23 protein-coding genes are annotated in these 26,879 nt (G+C 66.0%); 11 read left to right on the top strand and 12 right to left on the bottom strand.

What is annotated here, in order from left to right; all coding sequences use genetic code 11:
* Window positions 1-118 precede the first annotated feature (118 nt).
* The 6 genes from PKKP23_RS22365 to purT all read right to left on the bottom strand — a co-directional run bounded on the left by PKKP23_RS22365 (window position 119) and on the right by purT (window position 7,530).
* Window positions 119-1,558: a DEAD/DEAH box helicase gene (locus PKKP23_RS22365; RefSeq protein ID WP_017774345.1), complete on the bottom strand. Its 1,440-nt coding sequence runs from the start codon at window positions 1,556-1,558 to the stop codon at window positions 119-121.
* A gap of 488 nt (window positions 1,559-2,046) precedes the next feature.
* Entirely contained in the window at window positions 2,047-3,483 is a 1,437-nt protein-coding gene (locus tag PKKP23_RS22360) for an aldehyde dehydrogenase family protein (protein WP_126878476.1), read from the bottom strand.
* Window positions 3,484-3,551: 68 nt separating this feature from the next.
* On the bottom strand, window positions 3,552-5,216 hold the full coding sequence (locus PKKP23_RS22355) for an acetolactate synthase large subunit (protein ID WP_126878475.1): 1,665 nt from the start codon (window positions 5,214-5,216) through the stop codon (window positions 3,552-3,554).
* A 275-nt stretch (window positions 5,217-5,491) separates the two neighbouring features.
* Complete coding sequence (locus PKKP23_RS22350; RefSeq protein WP_033350838.1) at window positions 5,492-5,881, bottom strand: MliC family protein; 390 nt, start codon at window positions 5,879-5,881, stop codon at window positions 5,492-5,494.
* A 56-nt stretch (window positions 5,882-5,937) separates the two neighbouring features.
* On the bottom strand, window positions 5,938-6,168 hold the full coding sequence (locus PKKP23_RS34185) for a DUF6726 family protein (protein WP_126878474.1): 231 nt from the start codon (window positions 6,166-6,168) through the stop codon (window positions 5,938-5,940).
* 138 nt (window positions 6,169-6,306) lie between these two features.
* Window positions 6,307-7,530 (bottom strand): formate-dependent phosphoribosylglycinamide formyltransferase, encoded by a 1,224-nt coding sequence (purT, locus tag PKKP23_RS22340; protein WP_126878473.1) that lies wholly within the window; start codon window positions 7,528-7,530, stop codon window positions 6,307-6,309.
* Between the two features lie 214 nt (window positions 7,531-7,744).
* On the opposite strand from purT, the gene PKKP23_RS22335 reads away from it, so the two are divergent.
* Window positions 7,745-8,293 carry an META domain-containing protein gene (locus PKKP23_RS22335; protein WP_126878472.1) on the top strand — a complete coding sequence of 183 codons (549 nt, stop codon included), beginning with the start codon at window positions 7,745-7,747 and terminating at the stop codon, window positions 8,291-8,293.
* 160 nt (window positions 8,294-8,453) lie between these two features.
* Window positions 8,454-12,506 (top strand): FtsK/SpoIIIE family DNA translocase, encoded by a 4,053-nt coding sequence (locus tag PKKP23_RS34615; RefSeq protein WP_126878471.1) that lies wholly within the window; start codon window positions 8,454-8,456, stop codon window positions 12,504-12,506.
* A gap of 34 nt (window positions 12,507-12,540) precedes the next feature.
* Here the strand turns inward: PKKP23_RS34615 and PKKP23_RS22325 are convergent, their stop codons facing one another.
* Together PKKP23_RS22325 and PKKP23_RS22320 are read right to left on the bottom strand one after the other, a co-directional pair.
* Window positions 12,541-13,131: an antimicrobial peptide resistance and lipid A acylation PagP gene (locus PKKP23_RS22325; protein WP_126878470.1), complete on the bottom strand. Its 591-nt coding sequence runs from the start codon at window positions 13,129-13,131 to the stop codon at window positions 12,541-12,543.
* Window positions 13,132-13,244: 113 nt separating this feature from the next.
* Window positions 13,245-14,516, bottom strand: a complete 1,272-nt coding sequence (locus PKKP23_RS22320) for a lactonase family protein (RefSeq protein ID WP_240659100.1) — start codon at window positions 14,514-14,516, stop codon at window positions 13,245-13,247.
* A gap of 300 nt (window positions 14,517-14,816) precedes the next feature.
* On the opposite strand from PKKP23_RS22320, the gene PKKP23_RS22315 reads away from it, so the two are divergent.
* Window positions 14,817-14,969 (top strand): DUF3096 domain-containing protein, encoded by a 153-nt coding sequence (locus PKKP23_RS22315; protein WP_017774335.1) that lies wholly within the window; start codon window positions 14,817-14,819, stop codon window positions 14,967-14,969.
* A gap of 160 nt (window positions 14,970-15,129) precedes the next feature.
* On the opposite strand, the gene PKKP23_RS22310 is transcribed toward PKKP23_RS22315, so the two are convergent.
* The gene (locus PKKP23_RS22310; protein ID WP_017774334.1) at window positions 15,130-15,369 is read right to left on the bottom strand and encodes a hypothetical protein; all 240 of its coding nucleotides are present in this window, start codon (window positions 15,367-15,369) and stop codon (window positions 15,130-15,132) included.
* 343 nt (window positions 15,370-15,712) lie between these two features.
* Here PKKP23_RS22310 and PKKP23_RS22305 point away from each other — a divergent pair, with 343 nt between their 5' ends.
* Both PKKP23_RS22305 and PKKP23_RS22300 read left to right on the top strand, forming a co-directional pair.
* A complete protein-coding gene (locus PKKP23_RS22305) occupies window positions 15,713-17,593 on the top strand; it encodes a glycoside hydrolase family 15 protein (RefSeq protein WP_126878469.1) in 1,881 nt (626 codons plus the stop codon).
* A 224-nt stretch (window positions 17,594-17,817) separates the two neighbouring features.
* The gene (locus PKKP23_RS22300; protein ID WP_017774332.1) at window positions 17,818-19,095 is read left to right on the top strand and encodes a polyhydroxyalkanoate depolymerase; all 1,278 of its coding nucleotides are present in this window, start codon (window positions 17,818-17,820) and stop codon (window positions 19,093-19,095) included.
* A 92-nt stretch (window positions 19,096-19,187) separates the two neighbouring features.
* Here the strand turns inward: PKKP23_RS22300 and PKKP23_RS22295 are convergent, their stop codons facing one another.
* Window positions 19,188-19,820 (bottom strand): TetR/AcrR family transcriptional regulator, encoded by a 633-nt coding sequence (locus PKKP23_RS22295; RefSeq protein WP_126878468.1) that lies wholly within the window; start codon window positions 19,818-19,820, stop codon window positions 19,188-19,190.
* Window positions 19,821-20,117: 297 nt separating this feature from the next.
* Between PKKP23_RS22295 and rsxB the strand changes: the two genes are divergently transcribed.
* The 3 genes from rsxB to PKKP23_RS22280 all read left to right on the top strand — a co-directional run bounded on the left by rsxB (window position 20,118) and on the right by PKKP23_RS22280 (window position 22,270).
* Complete coding sequence (gene rsxB, locus PKKP23_RS22290; protein ID WP_275094584.1) at window positions 20,118-21,014, top strand: electron transport complex subunit RsxB; 897 nt, start codon at window positions 20,118-20,120, stop codon at window positions 21,012-21,014.
* 50 nt (window positions 21,015-21,064) lie between these two features.
* Window positions 21,065-21,709 (top strand): endonuclease III, encoded by a 645-nt coding sequence (nth, locus tag PKKP23_RS22285; RefSeq protein WP_126878466.1) that lies wholly within the window; start codon window positions 21,065-21,067, stop codon window positions 21,707-21,709.
* A gap of 126 nt (window positions 21,710-21,835) precedes the next feature.
* Window positions 21,836-22,270: a DUF1841 family protein gene (locus tag PKKP23_RS22280; RefSeq protein ID WP_126878465.1), complete on the top strand. Its 435-nt coding sequence runs from the start codon at window positions 21,836-21,838 to the stop codon at window positions 22,268-22,270.
* Window positions 22,271-22,421: 151 nt separating this feature from the next.
* On the opposite strand, the gene PKKP23_RS22275 is transcribed toward PKKP23_RS22280, so the two are convergent.
* Together PKKP23_RS22275 and PKKP23_RS22270 are read right to left on the bottom strand one after the other, a co-directional pair.
* Window positions 22,422-22,808: a c-type cytochrome gene (locus PKKP23_RS22275; protein WP_126878464.1), complete on the bottom strand. Its 387-nt coding sequence runs from the start codon at window positions 22,806-22,808 to the stop codon at window positions 22,422-22,424.
* A 46-nt stretch (window positions 22,809-22,854) separates the two neighbouring features.
* Window positions 22,855-23,220 (bottom strand): c-type cytochrome, encoded by a 366-nt coding sequence (locus PKKP23_RS22270; RefSeq protein ID WP_017774326.1) that lies wholly within the window; start codon window positions 23,218-23,220, stop codon window positions 22,855-22,857.
* A gap of 369 nt (window positions 23,221-23,589) precedes the next feature.
* Between PKKP23_RS22270 and PKKP23_RS22265 the strand changes: the two genes are divergently transcribed.
* The 3 genes from PKKP23_RS22265 (at window position 23,590) to tal (ending at window position 26,833) form a co-directional block, all read left to right on the top strand.
* Window positions 23,590-24,432 (top strand): AAA family ATPase, encoded by an 843-nt coding sequence (locus tag PKKP23_RS22265; protein ID WP_126878463.1) that lies wholly within the window; start codon window positions 23,590-23,592, stop codon window positions 24,430-24,432.
* A 63-nt stretch (window positions 24,433-24,495) separates the two neighbouring features.
* Window positions 24,496-25,671 carry a vWA domain-containing protein gene (locus tag PKKP23_RS22260; RefSeq protein ID WP_126878462.1) on the top strand — a complete coding sequence of 392 codons (1,176 nt, stop codon included), beginning with the start codon at window positions 24,496-24,498 and terminating at the stop codon, window positions 25,669-25,671.
* Window positions 25,672-25,879: 208 nt separating this feature from the next.
* Window positions 25,880-26,833, top strand: coding sequence for a transaldolase (gene tal, locus PKKP23_RS22255; RefSeq protein WP_017774323.1), 954 nt, complete (start codon window positions 25,880-25,882; stop codon window positions 26,831-26,833).
* The last annotated feature ends 46 nt before the right edge of the window (window positions 26,834-26,879 follow it).

Below are 26,879 nucleotides of genomic sequence, written 5' to 3'. Positions count from 1 at the left end.
GCCGCATGTGGCTGGTAGCATGTGGCTGGTAAACGGCGTGACGACCGGACCACACGACGAATGAAGCCGGCAAAAACCAGGGCGAGCCGACGTGATCCGGCTTTGCCCTATCTCAGGATCAGGACGAAGAACCCTTGCGCGCCATGCCGAAGCCGCCCAGCAGCGCGGCGAGCGGCTGCTTCGACGCGCTCTTCTGCGGCGCCGGGGCCGGCTTCTCTTCGGGCTGGCTCGCAGAGGCCGGCGGCTCGTAAGGCTTGAGGAAGAAGTCATCGACGGGCGCCGCCTGCCGATGGTGAGGCCGGTCGAACGACGCGGTACGCCGATGCCCCGTCCGTTCGCCGCGGCCATCGCGCTCGCGCCGTCCGCCGCGTTCCTCATGATGCGCAACCGGCACGTCCACGGTCAGACGCTGCACCTCGATGGGCCGCTTGATGAGCTTTTCGATGTCGGCCAGCTGCTTGCGCTCGTTCGGGCTGCACAGCGACAGGGCATCGCCCGACGCGCCCGCGCGGCCCGTGCGGCCGATGCGGTGCACGTAGTCTTCGGCGTTGAACGGCAGGTCGAAGTTGATTACGGCCGGCAGTTCCGCGATGTCGAGCCCCCGCGCCGCGACGTCCGTGGCCACGAGCGCTTCGATCTCGCCGCGCTTGAAGGCGTCAAGCGCCTGCATGCGCTCGCTCTGCGTGCGATCGCCGTGAATGGCCGTGGCCACCACGCCGCTGCGCTCCAACTGGCGCGCAAGGCGGCTCGCGCCGATCTTGCTGTTGCAGAACACGATCACCTGCTTGAGGCCACGCTCGCGGATCAGCTGGACCACCGCGCCCGTCTTGTCGCCCTCGGCGACCTCGTAGACGATCTGCGTGACGTTCGTGGCCGTCGAATTGCTGCGCGCCACCTCGATGGTCTGCGGGTTGCGCAGGTAAGTGGCCGCCAACTTCTTGATTTCGGGCGAGAACGTGGCGGAGAAGAGCAGCGTCTGGCGCTCCTTCGGCAGCAGGTTCAGGATGCGCTGCAGGTCCGGCAGGAAGCCCATGTCGAGCATGCGGTCGGCTTCGTCGAGCACGAGCATCTGCACCTGGCCCAGGTTGGCGGTCTTCTGCTGCACGTGGTCGAGCAGGCGCCCGGGCGTCGCGATCAGGATTTCCACGCCGCGCCGCAGCTCGGCCGACTGCGGATTCATGTCCACGCCGCCAAACACCACGGCGCTGCGCAGCGGCGTGTGCTGGGCGTAGGCGCGCACGTTGGCGGCCACCTGGTCGGCAAGTTCGCGGGTGGGCGTGAGAATCAGCGCGCGCACCGGATGGCGCGCCGGCGACGCGCTCGTGCTGGCCGACGGCAGCAGCCGCTGGATGATGGGCAGCGAAAAGCTGGCGGTCTTGCCGGTGCCGGTCTGCGCCGCGCCCATGACGTCCCGCCCGGCGAGCACGACCGGAATCGCCTGCACCTGGATGGGCGTGGGTGTCGTGTAGCCCTGGTCGGCAATCGCCTTGAGGATGTCGGGCGCAAGGCCGAACTGGTCGAAGGTCGAGGTGCTGGGCTGGACAGCTGTGTCGGACATGGTGGCTTTCGCTAAAAAGGCGCCCCTTTTGGGCGCGCGGCGGCCGCTCGGGCCTCGGCCGCTACGTGGCGGCATGAAGCCGCTCGAAGCATCGGAATGAAGGTGGAACCGTTCGCTGCCGCGAAATTCCCGCGCGGGCCAATCAGGCATGAATCGGATGTGAAGCGCGCATGCGTGGCCCGAAAGCTTCGGGCGGCGGCCTTTCTGCGGAGCCTGAGGCTCCGGGGCCCCGGGATCCCGGCAGGCACGCTCAAAGGCCGACATTGTAGCACCGCAGCGCGCGTGCCACCGCCTGGCCGGATGGCCAAGGGAGGCGGCTGTGGCGGCGGGCGCGGCGCCGGCCCACGGTCGTCGCGCCGAGCCGTCCGCCTACGGCTCGGGGTGCCCCGTGTGGACCCGGACGGCGCCCATGCCGCAATCACCGCGCGCTTGCCACCCACTTGCCATACTCTTGCCGCCCTCTCCAGCGCTCACCGCTCTCGCCGCCCTTACCACGTCTCGCGCATCACCATCAGCCGCAGTTCGGTCATGTCTTCGATGGCATAGCGCACACCCTCTCGACCCAGACCCGAGTCCTTCACCCCGCCATACGGCATGTTGTCGACGCGAAACGACGGCACGTCGTTGATCACCACGCCGCCCACTTCGAGCGCGTCCCACGCGCGGTGAGCATGGGCGAGCGAATCGGTGAACACGCCGGCCTGCAGGCCGAAATCGCTGTCGTTCACGGTATCCAGCGCCTCGCCGAAGTCCTGGAAGCGCTCCAGAATCGCGACCGGCCCGAACGCCTCCTTGCGGTAGAGGTCGCTTGCGCGCGCCACGTTCTCGAGCAGCGTCGCCTCGAACATCGCGCCGTCCACGCGGCCGCCCGCCACGATCTTCGCGCCGCCCTTCACGGCCGCGTCCATCCAGCCCGCGAGGCGCCGCGCCTCGGATTCCGAGATCATCGGCCCGACGAAGGTCTGCTCGTCCTTCGGGTCGCCCATCTTGAGCGACTTCGTCTTCGCGATCAGCTTCTCGCGCAGCGCGTCGTAAATCGCATCGTGCGCGAGGATGCGCTGCACGCCGATGCAGCTCTGGCCGGACTGGTAGAACGCGCCGAAGGCGAGCCGATCCACCACGTAGTCGAGCTTGTCGCGCTGGTCGGCGTCCACGATGGCCGCCGCGTTGCCGCCCAACTCCAGGATCACCTTCTTCTTGCCCGCCCGGCGCTTGAGGTCCCAGCCCACCGCCGGCGAGCCCGTGAACGAGAGCAGGCGGAAGCGCTCGTCGGTCGTGAAGAGGTCCGCGCCATCGCGATGCGCGGGCAGGATCGAGAACGTGCCTTTCGGCAGGTCTGTTTCAGCCAGCACTTCGCCGATGATGAGCGCGCCCACCGGCGTGCGGCTCGCGGGCTTGAGCACGAACGGTACGCCTGCGGCAAGCGCGGGCGCCACCTTGTGCGCGGCGAGATTCAGCGGAAAGTTGAACGGCGAAATGAACGAGCACGGACCGATCGGCACGCGCTTCACGTAGCCGCGGTAGCCCTTCGCGCGCGGCGAGATTTCGAGATTCACGATCTCGCCGTCGATCCGCACCGACTCTTCGGCAGCCACCTTGAAGGTATCGATGAGCCGCGTCACTTCGCCGCGTGAGTCGTTGATCGGCTTGCCGGCCTCAATGCACAACGCCATCGCGAGTTCGTCGAAGCGCTCGCGAAAACGCTTCGCGCAATGTTCGAGCACCGCCTGGCGCTTGAACGGCGCATACGCGCGCAGCGCGGGCATCGCGGCGACGGCGGCGCCGATAGCCGCGTCGATCGCCTTCGCATCCGCAAGCGCGACGCGCGTGGCGACTTCGCCGCTGTACTTGTCGGTGACTTCGAGGTCGGTGTTGGCCGCCACCGCCTCGTTGGCGAGGTAATACGGATAAGCCGGTTTCAGCATGGTCGATGTCTCCTTGACGCCTGGGTTGAAGGAGCAGCGTGGGGATGCCCCCACGCCTTGATCTGCACCTAGATCTGTGCCGACAGCCGCTTGATCTCGCGGTTCAGCACGCGCTCGTTGTCCGAGTAGTCGATCGGCACGTCGATTACGTGCACGCCCGGCGCCGCAAAGCACTCGCGCACGAGCGGCGCGAGTTCGTCCGCGGATGCGATGCGATGGCCGAGCGCGCCGTAGCTCTTCGCGTACTCGACGAAATCGGGGTTGTGCAGCGTCATGCCGTAGTCGGGGAAATTCATGTTCTCCTGCTTCCAGCGGATCATCCCGAACGCGTCGTCGCGCAGGATCAGCACGACGAGGTCGAGCTTCAGCCGCACCGCCGTTTCGAGTTCCTGCGAATTCATCATGAAGCCGCCGTCGCCGCACACGGCCATCACGTTGCGTTCGGGGTGGACGATCTTCGTCGCGATGGCCGAAGGCAGCCCCGCGCCCATCGAAGCGAGCGCGTTGTCGAGCAGGAGCGAATTCGGTTCGTGCGCGCGGTAGTAGCGCGCAAACCAGATCTTGTACATGCCGTTGTCGAGACAGATGATGCCGTCCACCGGCATCGTCTCGTAGACGTCGTGCACCACGCGCACCGGGTACATCGGGAAGCGCTCGTCGTGCTGGCCGCGCACGAGGTGTTCCTCGAAGTGCTGCTTGATCTCGGCGAAGCGCGCGAAGTCCCACTGCGGCTCGCCGCGTTCCAGCCGCGCCTTCAGGTTCTCCTTCATCTGCCACAGCGTGTTGGCAATGTCGCCCACCACCTCGATCTGCGGGAAGTACACCGGGTCCACTTCGGCGCCGAGGAAGTTCACGTGGATCACCGTTTTCTCGCCCGCATCCACGCTGCGCATGAAGAACGGCGGCTTCTCGATCACGTCGTGCCCGACGTTGATGATGCAGTCGGCGTGATCGATTGCGCGGTGCACGAAGTCGCCGTCCGAGAGTGTGGCGTTGCCGAGCCACAGCGGATGCGATTCGTCGATCACGCCCTTGCCCATCTGCGTCGTGAAAAACGGAATGCCGATCTGGTCGACGAACTCGCGCAACTGCTTGCGCGTGGTCTTGCGGTTGCCGCCCGCGCCGATCATCAGCAGCGGATGACGCGCCTGCGCAATGGCGCTCACCGCGTGCGTCACCGCTTTTTCCTCGGCAACCGGGCGGCGGCTGAAGCTCTTCGGAATGGGCTTGCCGTCGCCTTCCTCGTCGGCCACGTCTTCAGGCAGCTCGAGATGCACGGCGCCCGGACGCTCTTCCTCGGCGCGCCGGAACGCTTCGCGCACGAGCGCCGGGATGTTGCCGATGGAAACGATCTGCCGCGTGTATTTGGTGAGCGGCTCCATCATGCGCACCACGTCGACGATCTGGAAATGCCCCTGCTTGCTGGTCTTGATCGGCTTCTGGCCCGTGACCATCAGCATGGGCATGCCGCCCAGCTGGGCGTACGCGGCCGCGGTCACGAAGTTCGTGGCCCCGGGGCCGAGCGTCGCGAGACACACGCCCGTGCGGCCGGTGAGGCGCCCGTAAGTGGCCGCCATAAAGCCCGCCGCCTGCTCGTGGCGCGTCACGACGAGCCTGATTTTCGAGCGGCGCAGCGATTCGAGCAGGTCGAGGTTTTCCTCGCCGGGAATGCCGAACACGTACTCGACGCCTTCTGCTTCCAGTGCCTTGACGAACAGATCCGATGCTTTCATGGGGAGTCTCGCGTCAGTGACGGCGCGTTCGCCCGCAGGAGGCAGCAGTCCACGTGCCCATGCCCGCGCCGGGAGTCCGCAACCGGACGATCGAAAAAGGAGAAAACCGTGCAGCGCCGCGTGCCGATGCGGGTTGGCATCGGCACGCGGCGCGTCACAGATTACTACCGGGCGGGAAATGGTGCGCGTTGGGCGGCAGGGTGGGCTTCCTGGCGTTACCGCCTGGTGGTACCTCTCGGCCGAAACCTCCAGGCCGAACCTCGAGGCCGCGCAGGTCAGCGCTGGATCGTGACGCAGTCGGCGAGTATGGGCGGCGCGTTCTCGCCCGCCGTGGCGTCGTAGAGATCGGCGCGCCGACCCTTGGTCCACCAGGTGTAGCGGTCGGCCTGGTACTTCGCGCCCGAAGCGGCGAGCGTGTTGACGAACAGCATGGCGCGGCCGTTGACCGGCAAAACCGCGAAGCTTTGTCCGTTGGCCGCGCTCAGATACGAGACCTTGAAGGTGCGCCCGCTCGAGCAGGTGTAGCGGAACGTATGACGTGCCTGGGTCTGGATCTCGCCGATGTTGAGCGGCCCGGCCACGGCGTTGCCGCTCGCGGCGGTCAGCACCAGCGTGGTCGCGAGCGCTGCGGCCCGTGCTACAGATGGCTTGTGGTTCTTCTTCATGTCGTTCTCCGCCCGCTCGCGCCAATGCGGCGCCTGTATGCCGTGGCCATCCATCGTTACGGATCGATGACGTCGGCGCATGCGTCGGTGGGCGCGGCTGCGGCATGCCCCACCACCGGTACGATTTTCAAACCCGCGGACGCGATGCGGCACGGCGCCGCCGCGAGTCCGCATCCACCCAGCCCAGCCGCAAGCCCGAAGCCGAGCGCCGCACAGGCCACAGCGCGCCCGGCGAGGCGAAGAAAACGCAGGACGCGAGGCGCGTGGGGAGCTGTTCGGCGGGTCATTTGGCGAGCTGGTTGGCGAGTTGGTTGGCTATAGCCGCCGGCGTTGCAGGATGCCTGCTTCATCGATTCCCCTCCTCGTCCCCAGCCCTGGCGGGCACGGCTGCCTTGCTGCCTCATTCGTTCGCCGCGCGCAGCCGCTTACTGACTGCTCTCTCCCGACACCGGCCGCACGCGCGCCGCAGCCTCTTTGGCGCGTTCGAGCGCCTCGCCGATATCGGCGCCCGTCGCCAGCGCCACGCCCATACGGCGTTTCACGAAGCTCTCGGGTTTGCCGAAGAGGCGCAGGTCCGTGCCCGGCACGGCAAGCGCCTCGGCAACGCCCTCGAACGCAATGCCCGGCTCTTCGAGCCCGCCGTAGATCACGGCCGAGGCGCCCGGCGCGCGCAGCGCCGTATCCACGGGCAGCCCAAGAATGGCCCGCGCATGCAGCTCGAACTCCGAGAAGCGCTGCGAGGCGAGCGTCACGAGCCCCGTGTCGTGCGGACGCGGACTCACCTCGGAGAACCACACCTCGTCGCCGCGCACGAACAGCTCGACACCGAAGATGCCCCGGCCGCCGAGCGCGGTCGTCACCTTCTGCGCGATCTCGCGCGAGCGCGCCAGCGCCTTTTCGCTCATCGGCTGCGGCTGCCACGATTCCACGTAGTCGCCCGCCACCTGGACGTGACCGATCGGGTCGCAGAAATACGTGCTGACGGTTTGCGTCGCCGGGTCCACGGCGCGCACGGTCAGTTGCGTGATCTCGTACTCGAAGTCGATGAAGCCTTCGACGATCACCCGGCCCCGGTTCACGCGCCCGCCCGCCAGCGCGTACTGCCAGGCCGGTTCCACGTCGGCGTCGCTCCTCAGCACCGACTGCCCCTTGCCCGACGACGACATCACCGGCTTCACGACGCACGGGTAGCCGACCTTCGCGATGCCGGCGCGCAGTTCTTCGAGCGAGTCGGCGAAGGCGTACGGCGACGTGGGCAGGCCGAGTTCCTCGGCGGCAAGGCGCCGGATGCCCTCGCGGTTCATGGTGAGCTGGGTGGCGCGCGCGGTGGGAATGACTTCCGCGAGACCGTCGGCTTCGACGGCGGCAAGCGCGTCTGTGGCAATGGCTTCGATTTCCGGCACCACGAGATGCGGCTTTTCCCGCTCGATCAGTGCGCGCAGCGCCTGTGGGTCCGTCATGTCGATCACGTGCGCGCGGTGCGCGACCTGATGCCCAGGCGCGTTGGGATAACGGTCGACCGCGATCACCTCCACGCCGAGCCGCTGCAGCGCGATGATCACTTCCTTGCCGAGTTCGCCCGCGCCGAGCAGCATGACGCGCGTGGCCGTTGCCGAAAGCGGCGTGCCGATCCGTTGACCGATCTGCATGAAGTCTCCAGAGAGTGTGAAGCGGATGTGAAAGAAAGTGCCACCGATGTTAACATGCGCGCCCCGCACGAAACCCGTGCGATGGTCCGCCGCGCGGCACGGCGCTGGCCCGTCCGGCGCGGCGCCCGCGCTGCTCCGGCACGGGTGCGGCTCGCGTGCCGCGAGGCCGCCAGGGTACTCTTACACCTTCGTCCGTTCGAAGAGGAACAGCTTCATGGTCCCCATGTTCCGCGCGCGAAGCGTTGCGCGCCTGGCCGTTCAGGCCACCGTGTCGCGCAGGGCGGCGCTCGCCGCTGTCGTGTGCGTCGCGCTCGCGGCCTGCGCGTTGCCCAAACATCCCGATGCATCCGCACCTGCGCCCGATCCGTTCAACCCTGCGGCAACGCAACTGCTCGACGACACCCAGTGGGAACTCGCGAACTGGAAGAACGCGGACGGCACGGCACGCGACATTCCGCAGGGCGAAGGCGCCAAGCCCATCACGCTCGATCTTTCGACGGCAACCGGACAGCGCCACGCGAGCGGCTTTTCCGGCTGCAACCGCTACATGGGCACCTACACGCTGAAGGACGGCAAGCTCGGCTTCGGACCGCTCGCCGGCACACGCATGGCCTGCGCAACGCCTGGCGGTCAAATCGAGGGCGAGTACCTCGCTGCCCTCTCGCACATCGACCGTTCGGGCGTACAGATGCGTGACCCGCAACAACTCATGCTCGTGCTCGACGACGGCAGCACGCTGACCTTCGCGCGACGCGCAAAGTAAGGCGCGCGGGTATTAACGGTATCAGCGGTATCAGTGATATCAGTGGTCGCGCCGCCGCGGCGCAACGCTTCGGCGATTCGCCGCGGGTTGTCTCAGAAGCGTCCGGCTTCAGCGGTTAAACTCGGCAAGTTGGTTTCCCCCTTATTCGTTGATGTCTGGCATGCACACGGTTTTCGGCTGGTTCGGCGCATCGGCCCTGTGGTTTCTCCCTCTTTTCTGGCGTCTTGCGAAATCCGTGCTGCCGGGCGGCGCCGGGCTGCGCGGACCCGGAACGATTCGACTGTGGCTCGGCTTCATGGGCGTGCTGGTTGCGAGCATGACGCTCGACGCGGCGCTTGTCGGCATCGCGGGCAGTGATGCGCTGGGCCAGGGCCTCGCCGGAGCTTTCGGAAAGCTGCTGGGCCACATCGGCACGCCGGTTGCGATGGCGGTGCTGTTCCTCGCGAGCCTGCCTTGGCTGCTGGACTTTCGCTGGCGCGACGCGTTTGCCTGGGCCGACGCAGCTTTCGGACTGGGCCTCGGTGGTAGCCGGGCACCGCGCAAACCGCGTGAGCCACGAACGCGAGAAGGCCGCGGCGCAGAGCCACGGATGCGACGCGCCGAGCCTGACGAACCGCTCACCTCGCACACCGCGCCCGCCGTCAACACGATGGCGCCGCGCAGCACCGGCCGCTACGCGCGACCCACGGTCTGGCGACCGGCCTCGACGGGACGTGCGGCGACGGCAGCCTCGACCGCGAGCGGCGCGGGGTCTGCAGGGGCGGTGACGGCCGGCGCCGTTGCCACACCGTCCGCTGCTGCGATGGAGCGCGGTATTCCGACTCCCGCCCGGCAGACCGTCACGGCTGCGGGGGCAGCGGTTTCGACTGCCGCATCTGCGGTATCTGCTGCACCTGCGGCGCGGGCGGTAGGCGCGACGGCGTCTCGGGTACCGGGCGCCCCGTTGTCTGCGTCCGCTTCGCCGTCTGTTTCGTCGCCCGCTTCTTCACCCGCTTCTTCGCTCGCCTCGTCACCCGCTTTGCCGTCTGTTCCGCCGCGAGTTCCGCCGTCTGCACCTGCTAGTGCCGGGCGGTTGCGCGAACAGACAGCGCCGGGTCACGTGTCCCCTGCGCGTCGCCCTACTGTCGATCCCACCGTCGCGGAAACACGGTCCGCCACGTCGCGCGTGAGCGCAAACCCAAGTCAAAGCGCGGCGGCGAGCGGCTTCGCGAACAACCCCGTCATGTCGACGCCGGGGTCGGTGGCGCCACGCGCGGGCAGCGCGCTGGGTGCCACGGCGGCCACCTCGAAACTGCTTGCCGCACGCGGCATTCCGCCGTATGGGCCGGTGCGGCGCGAACCGACGACCGCCGCCACACCAGGACCGGCCATTCAGGACGCGAAGCATCCTGGGACGCGGCCCTGGCAGTCGTCTTCGGTCGCGCCGCAAGGTGAAGCAGCGAGCACGAGCGGCGTGGCGGCAACAGGCGCTGTTGCATCGGACGTGGGTCTGGACACGGCGTCTGCATCGGCGTTGGGTTCCGCTTCGGACCCGGCGTCTCCGTCGTCCGGTGAGTCGTCAGCGCAACCCGTTTGGGTGGCTGGCGCGCACGACACCGCAATGCCCACGACTACCCACGCCAGCGCGCCTTCCATCGGCACGCCCACGCGCCCTGGCCGCACGCCCGCGCCGGCTTACTCGCGCCCCGCGCGCATCGACGAATCCGAGCGGCAGCCGCTCTCCTCCACGGTGCAGGAAACGCTGCGCAGCATCGAAGAGAACACCGCGCGATGGACTTCGCTCGCCGGCGCGAGTCTCGCGCGTCGCGGGAACGTGGAAGCGGTGAATGGCGACGGCACGGGCCACGCAACCCCGCAGCCGCAGAGCGAAGGGCAAGCGGAGCAACGTTCGCGGCTAGCAGATGTGTCGAGTGCAATGGATGCGCCGACTGCAATGGACTCGACCGATGCAGTCGCGGAGCAAGCCGTTCCCTCGCCGCTTGCGCCCGCCGCATCCGGCCAACTCATGGCGACTACCGCCGCAACGGAACGCTCGCTCACAGCCGCCGCGCCGCAGCCGCTCGTGACGCCGGTGCCGGCCACGCCCGCATCCGACACGACGACGAACCCGCTTGCGGTGCTCGCTAATGACGTCGCCCAATCGCCGTCGGCCGAGGCCCCGCCGGCCCTCGGCGTCTCGGCGAGTGCATCGGCCGGGGACGAGGCTGTCTCGGCCGCGTCGTTGCCGCTCTCCGTCTCGTCCAACGTTGTGCGCTTTCCCGGCCCCGCTATCGCTCACGGCAACGTCGCCGCCGAGCCAGCGCTCGCGCCCTGGCAGGACATGCCGTCGGCACCGGTGCGTCCGGCATTCTCGTTCGCCGAGCCCGAACCGGAACGGCATCACGAAGCGGTCGGGGCGCCGGCCAGTACCGTCGCCCTGGACCTTGCGCCGCCTGCCGCTGCCCTGGCTGCGCCCGCCGCGACCGTCGTCGAAGTCACGCCGCCGGTCGGGCAGACCGCGCCGTCGCCGGGCCATCCCGCTGCGCCTGACATCACGACGCTCGCTCCGGTGACCCGCCCTGCCTTGGAAAGCGCCGCCACGCTCACCGCGTCAGGGAACACCACGGCACAAGCCGCAACCACGAGCGACCCCGCCGCCACACCGGAATCTGCCGCCTCTGCCACCTCTGCCACCCGTTCGCCGCTGCGCGGCCACGCGCACGCCACCTTCGAATTCCGCGCGCCGTCGGCCTCGCGGGTCGAACTGCCCGGGCTCGATCTGCTCGAGCCCGCCGATGCGAGCATCGAGCCCGTATCCGACGCCCAACTCGCGCAAACCGGCCAGTTGATCGAACAGCGTCTGCAGGAATTCAAGGTGCCGGTGAGCGTGGTGGGCGCGTCGGCCGGGCCCGTCATCACGCGCTTCGAAGTGGAGCCCGCGCTAGGTGTGCGCGGCAGCCAGATCGTCGGTCTCATGAAGGATCTTTCACGCGGCCTCGGTCTCACGTCGATTCGCGTGGTGGAAACCATTCCGGGCAAGACATGCATGGGCCTGGAGTTGCCCAACGCGCGCCGCCAGATGATTCGCCTCTCCGAGATTCTCGAATCGAGCCTGTATCAGCACTCGCATTCGAAGCTCACCATCGCGATGGGCAAGGACATCACGGGACACCCCGTCGTCGCCGATCTCGCCAAGGCGCCGCACATGCTCGTGGCCGGCACGACGGGCTCGGGCAAGTCGGTCGCCATCAACGCGATGATCCTCTCGCTGCTCTACAAGGCAACGCCCGAGGAAGTGCGGCTCATCATGATCGACCCCAAGATGCTGGAGCTTTCGGTCTACGAGGGCATTCCGCATCTGCTCGCGCCCGTGGTCACCGACATGAAGCTCGCGGCCAACGCGCTCAACTGGTGCGTGGGCGAGATGGAGAAGCGCTACAAGCTGATGTCGGCCGTGGGCGTGCGCAATCTCGCGGGCTTCAATCAGAAGATTCGCGACGCGGACGCGAAGGGCAAGAAGATCGGCAACCCGTTCTCGCTCACGCCCGAAGCACCCGAGCCGCTCTCGCCGCTGCCGCTCATCGTCGTGGTGATCGACGAACTCGCCGACCTCATGATGGTGGCGGGCAAGAAGATCGAAGAACTCATCGCGCGGCTCGCGCAGAAGGCACGCGCGGCGGGCATCCATCTGATTCTCGCCACGCAGCGGCCCTCGGTGGACGTCATCACGGGTCTTATCAAGGCCAACATTCCCACGCGCGTCGCGTTCCAGGTGTCGTCGAAGATCGACTCGCGCACGATTCTCGACCAGATGGGCGCCGAATCGCTGTTGGGCCAGGGCGACATGCTGTTCCTGCCGCCGGGCACCGGCTATCCGCAGCGCGTGCACGGCGCGTTCGTGGCCGACGAGGAAGTGCATTGTGTCGTCGAATACCTGAAGCAGTTCGGCGAGCCGGAGTACGAGGAAGGCATTCTCGACGGCCCGGCATCGGAAGGCGGCCAGCAAGACCTCTTCGGCGACGCGCCGGACGCCGAAGCCGACCCGCTCTACGACGAAGCGGTCGCCTTCGTGGTGCGTACGCGGCGTGCGTCGATCTCGTCGGTGCAGCGTCAGTTGCGCATCGGCTACAACCGCGCGGCGCGGCTCGTCGAGCAGATGGAAACCGCCGGGCTCGTCTCGCCGATGGGGGTCAACGGCAGCCGCGAAGTGCTCGCGCCCGGGCCCGCGGAATGACGCATCGCCTGAGCGAGCAGTTGGCACAAGGCAGTCAAAACTCGTAGCGCGCCCAGAAGAACGCGACGTCGCCCTTGCTCACGCCCGGAATGCGCGGAATGAAGGCGCCCATCACCGACGCCTTCGCATAGCGGATGGACGCCACCGGCAGCGCGAGCGGCACCGGCAGGTAATGCAGGATGTCGCTGCGCGCGGTGAAGCCCGCAAAGTACCCGCCGCCAACGGAAAGACCGCCCAGCACGGGCGACGTGTACCACTGGCGCGCCCAGCCGGCGATGGGTTCGGGGTTGTTGTGCGAATCCATGAAGACGAGCGCGAACAGGATGTCTTCGTTGCCGTTCGTGTCCGTGAAGTGCTTGCCCGCGCCGCCGCCCCACGACTGCGCGTTGAGATGGCGGCGGTCGTCGGCGCTATAGCCGTCGATGTGCCAGCCATAGCCCGTGAGATAGAGATCCCACGTACCCTCTTCGGCCACGCGCGCCGCACGATTGCATGCGGCCTCGAGAAGCGCCGACGAAGACGGACAGCTCGCGTGCGCCTCGTTCGCGGCGAGCGGCGAAAGCAGCGCAAGCGTTGCCAGCCCCGCTGCCGCGCCGAACGTTCTGCTTGCCTGCTTCGCTCCCATCGCGCGTTCCATCCTGCCGATTGCGCCGATCCCTACCTCGGCGGCCTTCCCTCCGCGGGCGCCGCGCGAGGCGCGCGCCCGCACACCATTGCCTCACATGCGCCGCCACCCGCTCACGACGGCGACACCAGCTTGAAGTCGACCGGCGAACCCACGTCGATGCGCTTCGGATCGGACCCAAGCAGGCCGGTCTGTGGATCGCGGCGGAACACGTACGCCGTATCGCTGTTCTGGTTGCCGACGATGAGCCAGTGCCCGGTCGGGTCGATCGTGAATTCGCGGGGCGCCTGGCCGAGGCTGGACTGCCGCCCCACCTCTTTCAGATGGCCGTTGGCCGCATCGACGGCGAAGATCACGATCTCGTTCGCGTCGCCGCGATTGGACGCATAGAGAAAGCGTCCATCGGGCGACAGGTGGATCGCCGCCGCGCCCTGCTTGCCCTTGAAACCGGGCGCTGCGAGCGGCAGCGTCTGCACGGGCGCGAGCTTGCCGTCCTCATGGCGAAGCACCGTCACGGTGGCCGCGAGTTCGCTCGTCAGATACGCGTAGCGGCCGTCGGTGCCGAACACCAGATGACGCGGGCCGCTGCCTGCCTTCATGGGGATGTAGCGCGTCTGCGTCGGGCTCAAAAGACCGCGGCTGCCGTCGGGCGTGTAGTGGTAAGCGTAGATCTTGTCCGCGCCGAGGTCCTGAACGAACAGGTACTTGCCGTCCGGCGAGAACACGGTGGAGTGCACGTGCGCGTTGTCCTGGCGACCCTTCACCGGACCACCGCCTTCATGATGCACGGTGAGCACGGAGCTGCCCAGCTGGCCGTCCGGCTGGATCGGGAACACGGCGAAGCTGCCGCCGGGGTCCGCCGCCACCGAGTAGTTCGCGGTGAGCAGATAGCGCCCATCCGGCGAGAAGCTCAGATAGCACGGGTCGTTGCCCTCCGACGAGACGCGGTTCAGGAAGGTCAACTGGCCGCTCGCGGCATCGAAGCGAAAGGCGCTGATGCCGCCGCGCTGCGAGGCCGGCCCGTTGTCGCCGGGCAATTCGTTCACGGCATAGACGTAGTGCCGGTCGCGGCTCACCACGAGGTACGAGGGGTTCACCGTCTTCGCCACCGAAACGCGTGTCGCGTCGCCCGTCTTCGTATCGAAGCGGTAGACGTAGAGGCCCTCGCTCTTTGGCCCGGTATAGGTGCCGATCAGCAGGTCGTAGACGCCGTCGGCGGGAACGGCGGCCGACTCTTCTGCGAGTGCATGCGTCGTGGCAATGGAAGCCATGATGGCAAGTCCCTTGATGAGCGTGATAAAGGAACGGGAGAACCGGTACGGCTGGGCAACGAACGCTTTCGATGATGCGGGCACGCCGGATGCGGCGCGGGCACTACGATGCATGTGGACCTCCTTGACATCGGATTGTTGGATTCTGACGGTGTCGCCGGGTTGGTCTACAGCGCGGCCGTTAGCGCAAGCGGCAATGATGCGGATATAGTGTGCGCTCGTGCCTGCAAGGAAAGACATCGGCAAATCGGCTAACGGAATGTTGGCCAGATGTGTTTGCGAGGCGCCTTGGACACGTTGTGGTTATTGGGCGAAGTATAGAAGGTCACGCCGGATTGCGCAGGCGCTGCGCCGTGCACGCCGGCGCTCGCCGCCAGACGCTGTCCGCCAACTTATCGCCGGGAGGGAGTCTGCATGAATGTCACGCTGAGCCTGGGCCCCATCGTTTCGCTGATCGCGGGCATTCTCATCCTCATCATGCCGCGCCTCCTGAACTACATCGTGGCGCTCTACCTCATCATCATCGGACTCATCGGGATCTTCGGCATGGGGTCGTCGCATCTCTGAATGCAGGTGCCCGGCACATGCCGCCGGCAACGGCGTCGCGTGCCGGTCTCGCATCAGCCATCCGGATGATTGTTTCGTAGCCGGCTGCGGACTGACAATGAGCCGTGTCAGTCGTGTCCGCGCACGTCAGGCGCAGTCAGCAGTTCAGTCAGTTGATCCGTCAGCCGTTCGCAAGCTGGTCGAGGCGCAGCTTGCCCTGCAGCGACAAACCGCCCACGGCATAATGGCCGTCGCCGTCGCGGTAACGTTTGAAGCAGCCTCGCTCGATCAGGAACGCCGCAGCCGTTTCCATCCCGTTGCGGGTCAGCCCCAGGCGGCTCGGGTCCAGTGACAGCAGGGAGTCGTCGGCAAGTTCGCTTGCAGCGGAAAGAATCGTGATGCAATCGGATTTCGACAGCATGGCTTCTATCCTCGAAAACGTCGCGTGGGGCTCAAAGCGACGAGGCGAAAGGGACCGGCACAGGTACTGCAACGAGTGCGCGGCGCGCTGCGATGAAGAGGTGACACAACAGAGAGAGCGGCGGGCATATTGGCGTCGTTCCTCGAACCTCTCGCTGTCGCCCGCTGAGGGATTGTAAGCAGTGAAAATGTCAAACGCTAGCGCCAAATGTCCAGATACCGGGTAAATGACGAGTCACGCCTCATTGAGACCGGCCGCGGCTGCCCGCAGCCGGTCTCCCGGTAACATCAGTCGTACCTCGCTGCATCGCGCGTACATCGAGCGCATTTCTTACCTGCCGACCATGCCCGCACTCATTGAAGACTACGCACTCATCGGCGACGGCCATACCGCCGCACTGGTCTCGCGCTCCGGTTCCGTCGACTGGCTCTGCTGGCCCCGCTTCGATTCCGCCGCGTGCTTCGCCGCGCTGCTCGGCACGCAGGATCATGGCCACTGGCAGATCGCGCCCGCGGTGGAAGGTGACGTGAAGATCACACGCCGCTATCGGGGCAAGGCAGGCAGCGAAACGTTGATTCTCGAAACCGACTTCGAGACGCCCGAAGGCGCCGTCACGCTGATCGACTTCATGCCGCCCGGCAACGGCTGGTCCGAACTCGTGCGCATCGTGGTAGGCCGGCGCGGCAGGGTGCCCATGCACATGCGGCTTGCGCTGCGCTTCGACTACGGCTTCTCGGTGCCGTGGGTCAGCCGGCTGGTCTACGAAAGCGGCATCAAGGCAATTGTCGGCCCCGATACCGTGGTGCTGCGCACGCCCGTGGAACTCCGCGGCGAGAACATGCACACCGTGGCGGACTTCACGGTGTCCGAGGGAGAACGCGTGCCGTTCTCCCTCGCGTACGCACAGTCGCATCTGCGTCTTCCGCCGCCACGCGATCCGCACTCGGCGCTCGCCCGCACGGAAAACTTCTGGGCCGAGTGGTCGTCGCGCAGCACGGTGACAGGTCGCTGGGCCGCGCCCATCCGCCGCTCGATGCTCACGCTCAAGGCACTGGCGTACGAACCCACGGGCGGCGTCGTCGCGGCGCCCACCACGTCGCTGCCCGAGCAACTGGGCGGTACCCGCAACTGGGACTACCGCTACTGTTGGCTGCGCGATGCCACCATCACGCTGCTCGCCCTCATGCGTGGCGGCTACTACGACGAGGCGCGCGCATGGCGTAGCTGGCTGGGCCGCGTGATGGCGGGCTCGCCGCAGCAGTTGCAGATCATGTACGGCATTGCGGGCGAGCGCCGGCTGCCGGAGTCGGAGATCGAATGGCTGCCCGGCTACGAAGGTGCAAAGCCCGTGCGCGTCGGCAACAACGCGGTCGGCCAGTTGCAGCTCGACGTCTACGGGGAAGTGATGAACGCCCTGCATCTCGCGCGCGTGGGCGGGCTGCAGGCCGATGAGACCGCGTGGTCTATCCAGTGCACGATGCTCGAACACCTGGAAACCATCTGGGAGCAGCCGGATGAGGGCATCTGGGAAACGCGCGGCGGACGGCAGCACTTCACGTTCTCGAAGGTCATGGCGTGGGTCGCGTACGACCGGGCGATCAAATCGGCCGAATCGTTCGGGCTGCCGGCGCCGCTCGAACACTGGCATGCCATGCGCGCAAAAATTCACGCGTCGGTCTGCGAGCACGGCTGGAACCCGCGCATCAACGCGTTCACCCAGGTCTATGGCGGCGACGATCTCGACGCGAGCGCCCTGCTGCTGCCGCTCCTCGGCTTTCTGCCGCCGAAAGACCCTCGCGTGGCGGGCACGGTTGCCGCGATAGAAAAGCATCTGATGCGCGACGGCTTCGTGATGCGCTACCGCACCACCGACGTCGACGACGGCCTGCCGCCCGGCGAAGGCACGTTCCTCGCCTGCAGCTTCTGGATGGTCGATAACCTCGCGCTGCAGGGCCGGGTTCAGGAGGCGCACGACATGTACGAGCGCCTGATCGGGCTTGCCAACGACGTCGGCCTGCTCGCCGAGGAATACGATCCGGAGGCCGGCCGGCTGGTAGGGAATTTCCCGCAGGCGTTCTCGCATGTCGCGCTCGTTCACACCGGCTTGAACCTGATGCGCCACGAGCAGGAAATGGCCACCGCGACAGGCCAGCCGGCGCACAACGGCAAGCAAAGCGGCCTGGCCAGCGAGAGTGCGTTCAGCGACGCCAGCACGTCGCAGTGACCGCACGATGAAGGATTACCCCTATATTGTCCGACTGTTGTTGCGTTGCACAATGGGTGCCCGTCGGATATCATCGATCGACGCCCCTGGCCGATAATTACACTGACCGTTTACCAGCCAGAAGCAAGTCACACGCAACCTTAAAGCAACCCGGAAGGCCCGCCTCCAGGACCGCGCCAGCCCCGCGGCCCCGTGCGAACCGCCCCAACGCCCGGAGCGCCCACATGCTCTATCAGTTTCATGAATTCCAGCGGGCCTTGCTGAGTCCGCTGACCGCCTGGGCTCAGGCCGCGTCGAAATCGTTTGCGAATCCGGCCAGCCCGTTCGCCTACGTGCCGGGGGCGTCGCGCCTGTCGGCCGGGTACGAACTGCTGTACCGGCTCGGCAAGGATTACGAGAAGCCCCAGTTCGACATTCACCAGATCGTCAAAGACGGCCACAACATTCCGATCGTCGAGCAGACCATCATCGAAAAGCCGTTCTGCCGGCTGCTGCGCTTCAAGCGCTACGCCGATGACAGCGAAGCGGTTTCCCAGCTCAAGGACGAACCCGTTGTTCTGGTGTGCGCGCCGCTCTCCGGCCACCATTCCACGCTGCTGCGCGACACCGTGCGCACGCTGCTGCAAGACCACAAGGTCTACATCACCGACTGGATCGACGCCCGCATGGTGCCGGTGGAAGACGGCCCCTTCCATCTCGACGATTACATCGCCTACGTCCAGGAGTTCATCCGCCACATCGGCGCGAAGAATCTCAACGTGATTTCGGTCTGCCAGCCCACGGTGCCCGTGCTCGCGGCCATCTCGCTGATGGCGAGCCGCGGCGAGGACACGCCGCGCACCATGACGATGATGGGCGGCCCGATCGACGCGCGCCGCAGCCCGACCTCGGTCAACTCGCTTGCCACGCAGCACTCGTACAACTGGTTCGAGAACAACGTGATTCATACGGTGCCGCCCAATTATCCGGGCGTGGGACGCCAGGTGTATCCGGGCTTCCTGCAGCACGCGGGCTTCGTCGCGATGAATCCTGAGCGGCATGCCGCCTCGCACTGGGACTTCTATCAGAGCCTCCTGCGCGGCGATGAAGAGGATGCCGAAGCGCACCGCAACTTCTACGACGAATACAACGCAGTGCTGGACATGGCCGCCGAGTATTACCTCGACACCATCCGCATCGTCTTTCAGGAGTTCCGTCTTGCCGAAGGCACGTGGGATGTGGCCGGCGAGCGTGTGCGTCCGCAAGACATCAAGCACACGGCGCTCTTCACGATCGAAGGCGAGCTGGACGACATCTCCGGCGACGGCCAGACGCGTGCCGCGCAAGACCTGTGCAGTGGCATTCCCGAGGCACACCGGCGTCATTTCACCGCGGAAAAGTGCGGGCATTACGGCATTTTCTCGGGTCGGCGCTGGCGCACCATCATCTATCCGCAACTGCGCGACTTCATTCAGGAACACGCAAAGGCGCCCCGCGTCGAGACAGAACACGCCGAAGCCTGAGTTCCCCCAGCCGCAACAACGCTTGCTTGCGCAGCCGGTTCACACGTCGGCTGCGCGCAGGGCTTACTGCATGAGTCACCGCGCGAGACGCGTCAGCGCCTCATCAGATACGCGAGCAGCATCTCCGTATTCATCTGCACGAGTTCGGAGCGCTCGGTCGGCGTGCTGAAATCGCGACCCAACGTAGCGGTCAGCGTGAACCGGTTGGACACGATGTAATAGCCCATGCCGGAGAGCGTCACGTAAAAGCGCAGCGGATCGACGTTGCTGCGGAAAAGGCCGGCCTTCTGCCCGCGTTCGAGAATGCTGCCGACGGTGGCAACGATTGGCGAAATCATCTCGCGAATACGCGACGACTTCTGCATGTAGCGGGCCTCGTGCAGGTTTTCGTTGTTCACGAGCCGCAGTAGATCGGGATGATCCCGGTAGTAGTCCCACACAAAGTGCGCAACGCGCGTCATTGCTTCCACCGGCGCCACGCCGTTCAGATCGAGCGAGCGCTCGGCCTCGTTGAGTGCGCTGAACGCGTACTCGAGTACTGCCGTGAAAAGCTGTTCCTTGCTGCCGAAGTAGTAATAGAGCATGCGCTCGTTCGTCTCTGCGCGCCTCGCAATCTGATCGACGCGCGCGCCGAAGAGCCCTCCGTTTGCGAACTCCTCCGCGGCCGCCAGCAGGATACGGCGACGCGTGCCTTCAGGATCTCTTTTGATTTTTGGCTGGTTCATGGTCTCAAGATGCTGCGTGAGCCGCGTTATCCGGGCCGCTGCCGAACGTCTCCTCGCCATGCATCGGCAGCGGTGAACTGGAGCGCCTTGGCTGGCGCGCCCCGCCGTTCCTGGGGTCTTTCCTGTAAAGCGTTTTGATTATGGCACATGGGTCGCCAATGGCAATCGGGGAAATCGGCGATAATGCCGCATTTGGCGAGCGCGCGGCTGCAAGGCCTGCCCGGGCCCTGCACACCCTCTGACAGGCCGCGTAACACGGCGCAAACGGGCCGTTCTGCAGGCTGATTTGCAGCCGTTTTGCGACCGTTTCGGCCAGCTCCTCATGTCGTGACCGTGACCGATTCGAAGACACTCGCAGATCGCATCGAAGATCTGCTCCCCCAGACGCAATGCACCAAGTGCGGCTACAACGGCTGCCGGCCCTACGCCGAAGCCGTCGCCGCCGGCACCGCGAACTACAACCAGTGCCCACCCGGCGGCGCCGAAGGCGTGGCGCGCCTTGCCGGCCTGCTCGGCAAGCCGGTCATCCCACTCAATCCCGTCAACGGCGCCGAACGGCCGCGTCCGCTCGCCGTGATCGACGAAAAGCTGTGTATCGGCTGCACGCTGTGCATGCAGGCGTGCCCTGTCGATGCAATCGTCGGGGCACCGAAACAGATGCATACGGTCGTCGCGCCGCTGTGCACGGGCTGCGATCTGTGTGTGGCGCCCTGCCCGGTCGATTGCATCGCGATGGTGCCCGTGACGGACGGCGCAACGGGCTGGGCCGCCTGGTCCCAGGAGCAGGCCGACGCCGCCCGCGAACGCCATGACCAACGCCTTGCGCGCATGGAGCGCGAGCGCGAAGCCGCGGAAGCGCGCGCGGTGGCAAAGCGTGCGGGACAGCACGCCGCACCGCAGCCCGCGCGCAGCGCGGCAACCACGGCACCTGTGCAGAGCGAAGTGCCCAGCGCAGCGCCTGCCGCGCCCGCCAGCGATGCCGAAGCGAAGAAGCGCGCCATCATCCAGGCCGCGCTGGACCGCGCCCGCAAGAAGAAGGAAGAGCTGGTCGCGAAAGGACTGGGTCCGCGCAACACCGACCATGTCACCGCCGACGTACAGGCGCAGATCGACGAAGCCGAAGCGCGCCGGCGGCGTCTTCGCATCGCCTCCGGCGAGCAAGGCGACGCGCCCTCGCAGCCCGATACCGACTGACCCGCCAGCCAACGCTCATCCCAGCATCTACCTCCGCACTTACCGACCGCATGAACGCGAACAAACGCCGCGCCATCTTCGAGACGTTGCAAAGCCTCAATCCGCATCCGACCACCGAACTCGAATACACCACGCCATTCGAGCTGCTGATCGCCGTGATGCTGTCGGCGCAGGCCACGGACGTATCGGTCAACAAGGCCATGCGCAAGATGTTCCCCGTCGCGAACACGCCGCAGCAGATCGTCGAGCTGGGCGAAGCGGGCGTGGCCGAATACATCAAAACGATCGGGCTGTACCGCACCAAGGCGAAGAACGTCGTGGCAGCGAGCCGCATCCTGATCGAGCGCTACGACGGCGAAGTGCCTGCTGATCGCGAAGCGCTGGAGAGCCTGCCGGGCGTGGGCCGCAAGACGGCCAACGTGGTGCTCAACACCGCGTTCGGTCATCCCACGATCGCGGTGGATACGCATATCTTTCGGGTTGCGAATCGAACAGGGCTTGCTCCCGGCAAGGACGTGCGAGCCGTGGAGGCCGCACTCGAGAAGTTCACACCCGAGCCGTTCCGCCACGACGCGCATCATTGGCTGATTCTTCACGGGCGGTATGTCTGCAAGGCGCGGCGGCCGGAATGCTGGCACTGCGTGATCGAACCGCTATGCGAGTTCAAGCAGAAGACCCCGCCGCCGCAGATGTGACGCAGATGTGAGCCGCGGCGCTTTCGGCGTCCCTGGCAGAAGACCTGCGACAAATTGTCGCCCTTCCCCGCCAACCCGCCGCAACCGTCCCAATCCCGCAACGCATTCCCCATCCGGTCACCCACGATGTTCAATCCCAGCCGTGACGAAGTCCGCCGCTTTTTCACCGAAACCTGGCGCAAACAGCGCGCCGGGGAAATCCTGACGCCACTCGAAGCCATCGCCGCCGACTGGATCGTCGAGCACCCGGAGTACCATGCCGCGCTCGCCGACGTAGACAGCGCGAGTGCCGAGCATTACTCGCCCGAGCGCGGCGAGACGAACCCGTTCCTGCATCTTTCGATGCACCTCGCCATCAGCGAGCAGCTTTCCATCGACCAGCCGCCCGGTATTCGCGCCGCGCACGAGCGCCTTGCGGCAAGGCTCGGCTCGAGCCACGACGCCCATCACGCGATCATGGAATGCCTCGGCGAAACGCTCTGGGAAGCCCAGCGCACCAACACGCCGCCGGACACCGACGCGTATCTCGCCCGTATCGAGCGCCGGGCCACAAGGGACTAATGGCAGTAAGGGCAGTAAGGGCACTAAGGACGCCGTGCCTGGGCGCCCTCGCCCCGCCACGCGCACATAAAAAAACGACACCCCGCCGGAAAGCGGGGTGTCGTTCTGCCATCGTATTCGCCGGCTGCCCGGTGACCGGGCTTCGCGCAGCTTACTTCTTCTGCACGAGGTCGCCGGAGAGCGACTCGACGTAGGCCGCTATGTCCTTCATGTCGCCCTGCGAAAGGCTTTGCACCTGCGCCTGCATGATCGGATTGTTGCGGCCCAGATGCGGGTTGCCGTTGCCCATCTGATACTGGCGCAGTGCCCAGTAGACGTAGTCGGCGTGCTGGCCCGCGAGCTTCGGATACTCCGGGCTCACCGGCTTGTTGAGGCCCGCGCCGTGGCAGGCCGCGCAGTTGTGGCTGTCAGCGAGCACCTTGCCGTTCGCGGCGTCCGCCGCGTGGGCGCCGGCAGCGAAACCGGCCAGTGCGAGCGCGGCGCAAGCCGTCTTGAGCATCGCTTGAAGGGTATGAAGAGCCGTGTGGGGCTTGTTCATGAATTCTCCTGTCCCGTGAAATTAGAGTGCCGGGTGACCGCGCCGGTCACTTCTCGGGATTGTTCTTCGACGTGGACGACTGGGCCGCGTAGTAAGCCGCGATGTCCGCGATGTCCTGATCCGACAGCGAAGCCGTGATGGCGTGCATCGTGTCGAAGTGGCGATCGCCCTTCTTGTAGCCGTGCAGCGCGTTCTCGAGATATTTCTGGTTCTGGCCGCCGAGCATGGGAACCCGGTAGACCTCGGGGTACGCGGTGCGGTAGTCCGGAATGCCGTGGCAACCAATGCACATCGCGACCTTGCCCTGGCCCGCCTTCGCGTTGCCGACGACGTCCGCGTTCGCGTTGGCGGCGAAGCCCGCGAGCACAGACATGGCTGCGATCACGACGTGTTTGCCGACGAATTTGTTCATAGCATGTAACCTGGCTTGAGGGGAAACGGACGCCCGAAAAGGCCACGGCCCGCGCCGTTATTTCTTCGAAGGCCGGACGCAGGCCAAAAAAATCGACCCGATTGTACCGCGACGCCGTGCCGCACGTCCACACGGCCAACAAGGGCGGCGGCCCGCCGGGCACGGGTCCTGCGGGTTGTCCCGAAGCTCGCCGGCGATAGCCCCGGGACCCGCCGGCGCACGCGCAAGCGGTCCGCGAATCGTCACCCGATACTGGCGCGAATGCGCAGGCGAACGCGCCTTTGAACGCGAGGTGAACGATATCGGAGCCCCGCCCAAGGCAACAGGGCATCTGACTTATACTGAATTTTTTTCGCCCAGGTAGCCGCCATGCGCTTCGAAGGCTCTTCTCACTACGTCGCCACCGACGATCTCAAACTCGCGGTCAACGCCGCGGTGACGCTCAAGCGGCCGCTGCTCATCAAGGGCGAGCCGGGCACCGGCAAGACGATGCTTGCCGAGGAAGTGGCCGCGGCGCTGGACATGCCGCTCCTGCAGTGGCACATCAAGTCCACGACGAAAGCGCAGCAAGGCCTCTACGAATACGACGCGGTCTCGCGTCTGCGCGACTCGCAGCTGGGCGACGAGCGCGTCAAGGACATCCGCAACTACATCGTGAAGGGCGTGCTGTGGCAGGCGTTCGAAGCCGATCGACCCACGGTGCTGCTCATCGACGAGATCGACAAGGCCGACATCGAGTTTCCGAACGATCTGCTGCGCGAACTTGATCGCATGGAGTTCTACGTGTACGAGACGCGCGAACTCGTGCGCGCCGTGCATCGGCCGCTCGTCATCATCACGTCGAACAACGAGAAGGAATTGCCCGACGCGTTCCTGCGTCGCTGCTTCTTTCACTACATCCGCTTCCCCGATCCGGCCACCATGGAACAGATCGTCGAGGTGCACTACCCCGGCATCAAGAAGACACTGCTGCGCGCGGCGCTCGAAAGCTTCTTCGAATTGCGCAACGTGGCCGGGCTGAAGAAGAAGCCCTCGACGTCCGAACTGCTCGACTGGCTCAAGCTGCTGCTCGCCGAAGACATTCCGCCCGAAGCGCTGCGCTCGCCCGACAACCGCCAGATCGTGCCGCCGCTCGCGGGCGCGTTGCTCAAGAACGAGCAGGACGTGGGTCTCTTCGAGCGGCTCATCTTCATGAACCGCAACAACCGCTAAGGGTTGTGCCGCGACACAGCGGCCACGGGTTGGCCACGGGTGGGCCACGAACGGAGTTCCGGCATGCTGATCGATTTCTTCTACTCGCTGCGCGAAGCGAAGCTGCCCGTTTCGGTGAAGGAGTACCTCACGCTCATCGAGGCGCTCAAGGCGAACGTGATCGCGCCTTCGCTCGACGAGTTCTATTACCTCGCGCGCATGATTCTCGTGAAGGACGAGCAGTACTACGACCGCTTCGACGCAGCGTTCGGCGCGTACTTCCACGGCGCCGAGGCGAAGTCGGCGCTCGCCTTCGAGATACCCGACGACTGGCTCAAGAAGAAGCTCGATCGCGAATTCACCGCCGAGGAGAAGGCGCAGATCGAAGCGATGGGCGGGCTCGACAAGCTGATGGAACGCCTGAAGCAACTCTTCGACGAGCAGAAGGAACGCCACGAAGGCGGCAGCAAATGGATCGGCACGGGCGGCACGTCGCCGTTCGGCCATGGCGGCTACAACCCCGAGGGCGTGCGTATCGGCGGCGATGCGGCGGGGCAGCGTTCCGCGGTGAAGGTGTGGGAGGCGCGCGCGTATCGCGACTACGACGACAAGGTGGAGATCGGCACGCGCAACATCAAGGTCGCGCTGCGCCGGCTGCGGCGATTTGCGCGCGAAGGCGCGGCCGAGGAACTCGACCTGCCCGACACGATTCGCAGCACCGCCGCGAACGCCGGCTGGCTCGACCTCAAGATGGTGCCCGAGCGGCACAACAACGTGAAGGTGCTGATGCTGCTCGACGTGGGCGGTTCCATGGACGATCACATCCGCCGCACCGAAGAGCTTTTCTCGGCGGCGAAGACCGAGTTCAAGCACCTCGAGTTCTACTACTTTCACAACTGCGTCTACGACTTCCTCTGGAAGAACAACCGGCGCCGCCACACCGAACGCACGCCGACGTGGGACGTGCTGCACCGCTTCACGCCAGACTACAAGCTGATCTTCGTCGGCGACGCGACGATGGGCCCCTACGAAGTGCTGCAGCCGGGCGGGTCGGTGGAGTACAACAACGCCGAAGCGGGCGCGGTCTGGCTGCGCCGGCTTGCCGACCATTTCCCGCGTTTCGCGTGGCTGAACCCGGAGCCCGAAGGCCTGTGGCCGTACCGGCAGTCGGTCTCCGTGATTCGCGAAGTACTCGGTCAGCGCATGTATCCGCTCACGCTCGCCGGACTCGAAGCCGCCATGCGCGTGCTCTCGAAGTGACGCGGCACGGCGGCTGCGGTGTCAAAACAGCATCATCCGATTCGCCATAAAATAGCAGCGTAAAGCGGCGCCTCAAGCCATACTGGCCGACCCGGCAAAACCCCGGTAACACGCCGGTAAAACAACACGCAGCCCAACGAACCACCTAAGGCGGCCGTCCTTTCAACTCCTCTGGACCCCGGCGCTTACGCGCTTTTCAAGGCTCGACATGACTACCTCACTCGACCAGCTGAAACAGTACACGACCGTCGTCGCGGACACCGGCGACTTCCAGCAGCTCGCCCAGTACAAGCCGCAGGATGCAACCACCAATCCGTCGCTGATTCTCAAGGCCGTCCAGAAGGACGACTACAAGCCGCTGCTCGAAAAAACCGTGCGCGACCACGCGTCGAAGCCGGTCGGCGCGATCATCGACCACCTGCTGATCGCCTTCGGCACTGAAATTCTCAAGATCATTCCGGGCCGCGTCTCGACCGAAGTCGACGCGCGCCTTTCGTTCGACACGAAGGCCTCCATCGACAAGGCCCACGAAATCATCAAGCTCTACGAAGCGGCCGGCATTGGCCGCGAGCGCGTGCTCATCAAGCTCGCGTCCACGTGGGAAGGCATTCGCGCCGCCGAAGTGCTGCAGAAGGACGGCATCAAGTGCAACATGACGCTGCTGTTCTCGCTCGCACAGGCCGCGGCCTGTGCCGAAGCGGGCGCGCAGCTGATCTCGCCGTTCGTGGGCCGCATCTACGACTGGTACAAGAAGGCCGCCGGCAGCAACTGGGACGAAGCAAAGGACGGCGGTGCCAACGACCCGGGCGTGCAGTCCGTGCGCCGCATCTACGCCTACTACAAGAAGTTCGGCTACACGACCGAGGTGATGGGCGCGAGCTTTCGCACCACGAGCCAGATCGTCGAACTGGCCGGCTGCGACCTGCTCACCATCAGCCCCGACCTGCTGCAGAAGCTGCACGACAGCACGGAACCGGTGCAGCGCAAGTTGTCGCCTGAAAGCGCGAAGGGCGAGCAGATCGACCGCGTGCCGGTAGACGAGCCGTCGTTCCGCTTCCTCGTCAACGATGACGCGATGGCCACGGAAAAGCTGGCCGAAGGCATTCGCGCCTTCGCGGCCGACGCGATCAAGCTCGAGAAGCTGATCGAAGCGCTGCGCTGATCCCACTCACGCTCACGCGCGTCGGTGAGCGGATCACGGTGCCCTT

This window comes from Paraburkholderia kururiensis JCM 10599 = LMG 19447, from assembly GCF_003986935.1.
GTDB classification, from domain to species: Bacteria; Pseudomonadota; Gammaproteobacteria; order Burkholderiales; family Burkholderiaceae; genus Paraburkholderia; species Paraburkholderia kururiensis.
The sequence above is the reverse complement of the archived record's forward strand: the minus strand, read 5'-3'. Positions and strand labels throughout refer to the sequence as shown.

Bases quoted from the DNA above. Each gene is read 5' to 3' on its own strand.
- PKKP23_RS22270 (WP_017774326.1), bottom strand. From the start codon at position 23,220: ATGAACAAATTCGTCGGCAAACACGTCGTGATCGCAGCCATGTCTGTG.
- PKKP23_RS22300 (WP_017774332.1), top strand. From the start codon at position 17,818: ATGCTCTATCAGTTTCATGAATTCCAGCGGGCCTTGCTGAGTCCGCTG.
- PKKP23_RS22295 (WP_126878468.1), bottom strand. From the start codon at position 19,820: ATGAACCAGCCAAAAATCAAAAGAGATCCTGAAGGCACGCGTCGCCGT.
- PKKP23_RS22325 (WP_126878470.1), bottom strand. From the start codon at position 13,131: ATGGGAGCGAAGCAGGCAAGCAGAACGTTCGGCGCGGCAGCGGGGCTG.
- PKKP23_RS22275 (WP_126878464.1), bottom strand. From the start codon at position 22,808: ATGAACAAGCCCCACACGGCTCTTCATACCCTTCAAGCGATGCTCAAG.
- PKKP23_RS22365 (WP_017774345.1), bottom strand. From the start codon at position 1,558: ATGTCCGACACAGCTGTCCAGCCCAGCACCTCGACCTTCGACCAGTTC.
- PKKP23_RS22280 (WP_126878465.1), top strand. From the start codon at position 21,836: ATGTTCAATCCCAGCCGTGACGAAGTCCGCCGCTTTTTCACCGAAACC.
- PKKP23_RS22265 (WP_126878463.1), top strand. From the start codon at position 23,590: ATGCGCTTCGAAGGCTCTTCTCACTACGTCGCCACCGACGATCTCAAA.
- PKKP23_RS22315 (WP_017774335.1), top strand. From the start codon at position 14,817: ATGAATGTCACGCTGAGCCTGGGCCCCATCGTTTCGCTGATCGCGGGC.
- PKKP23_RS22350 (WP_033350838.1), bottom strand. From the start codon at position 5,881: ATGAAGAAGAACCACAAGCCATCTGTAGCACGGGCCGCAGCGCTCGCG.
- purT (WP_126878473.1), bottom strand. From the start codon at position 7,530: ATGCAGATCGGTCAACGGATCGGCACGCCGCTTTCGGCAACGGCCACG.
- PKKP23_RS34185 (WP_126878474.1), bottom strand. From the start codon at position 6,168: ATGACCCGCCGAACAGCTCCCCACGCGCCTCGCGTCCTGCGTTTTCTT.
- PKKP23_RS22320 (WP_240659100.1), bottom strand. From the start codon at position 14,516: ATGCATCGTAGTGCCCGCGCCGCATCCGGCGTGCCCGCATCATCGAAA.
- PKKP23_RS22305 (WP_126878469.1), top strand. From the start codon at position 15,713: ATGCCCGCACTCATTGAAGACTACGCACTCATCGGCGACGGCCATACC.
- PKKP23_RS22260 (WP_126878462.1), top strand. From the start codon at position 24,496: ATGCTGATCGATTTCTTCTACTCGCTGCGCGAAGCGAAGCTGCCCGTT.
- PKKP23_RS22360 (WP_126878476.1), bottom strand. From the start codon at position 3,483: ATGCTGAAACCGGCTTATCCGTATTACCTCGCCAACGAGGCGGTGGCG.
- PKKP23_RS22310 (WP_017774334.1), bottom strand. From the start codon at position 15,369: ATGCTGTCGAAATCCGATTGCATCACGATTCTTTCCGCTGCAAGCGAA.
- PKKP23_RS34615 (WP_126878471.1), top strand. From the start codon at position 8,454: ATGCACACGGTTTTCGGCTGGTTCGGCGCATCGGCCCTGTGGTTTCTC.
- nth (WP_126878466.1), top strand. From the start codon at position 21,065: ATGAACGCGAACAAACGCCGCGCCATCTTCGAGACGTTGCAAAGCCTC.
- PKKP23_RS22335 (WP_126878472.1), top strand. From the start codon at position 7,745: ATGGTCCCCATGTTCCGCGCGCGAAGCGTTGCGCGCCTGGCCGTTCAG.
- tal (WP_017774323.1), top strand. From the start codon at position 25,880: ATGACTACCTCACTCGACCAGCTGAAACAGTACACGACCGTCGTCGCG.
- PKKP23_RS22355 (WP_126878475.1), bottom strand. From the start codon at position 5,216: ATGAAAGCATCGGATCTGTTCGTCAAGGCACTGGAAGCAGAAGGCGTC.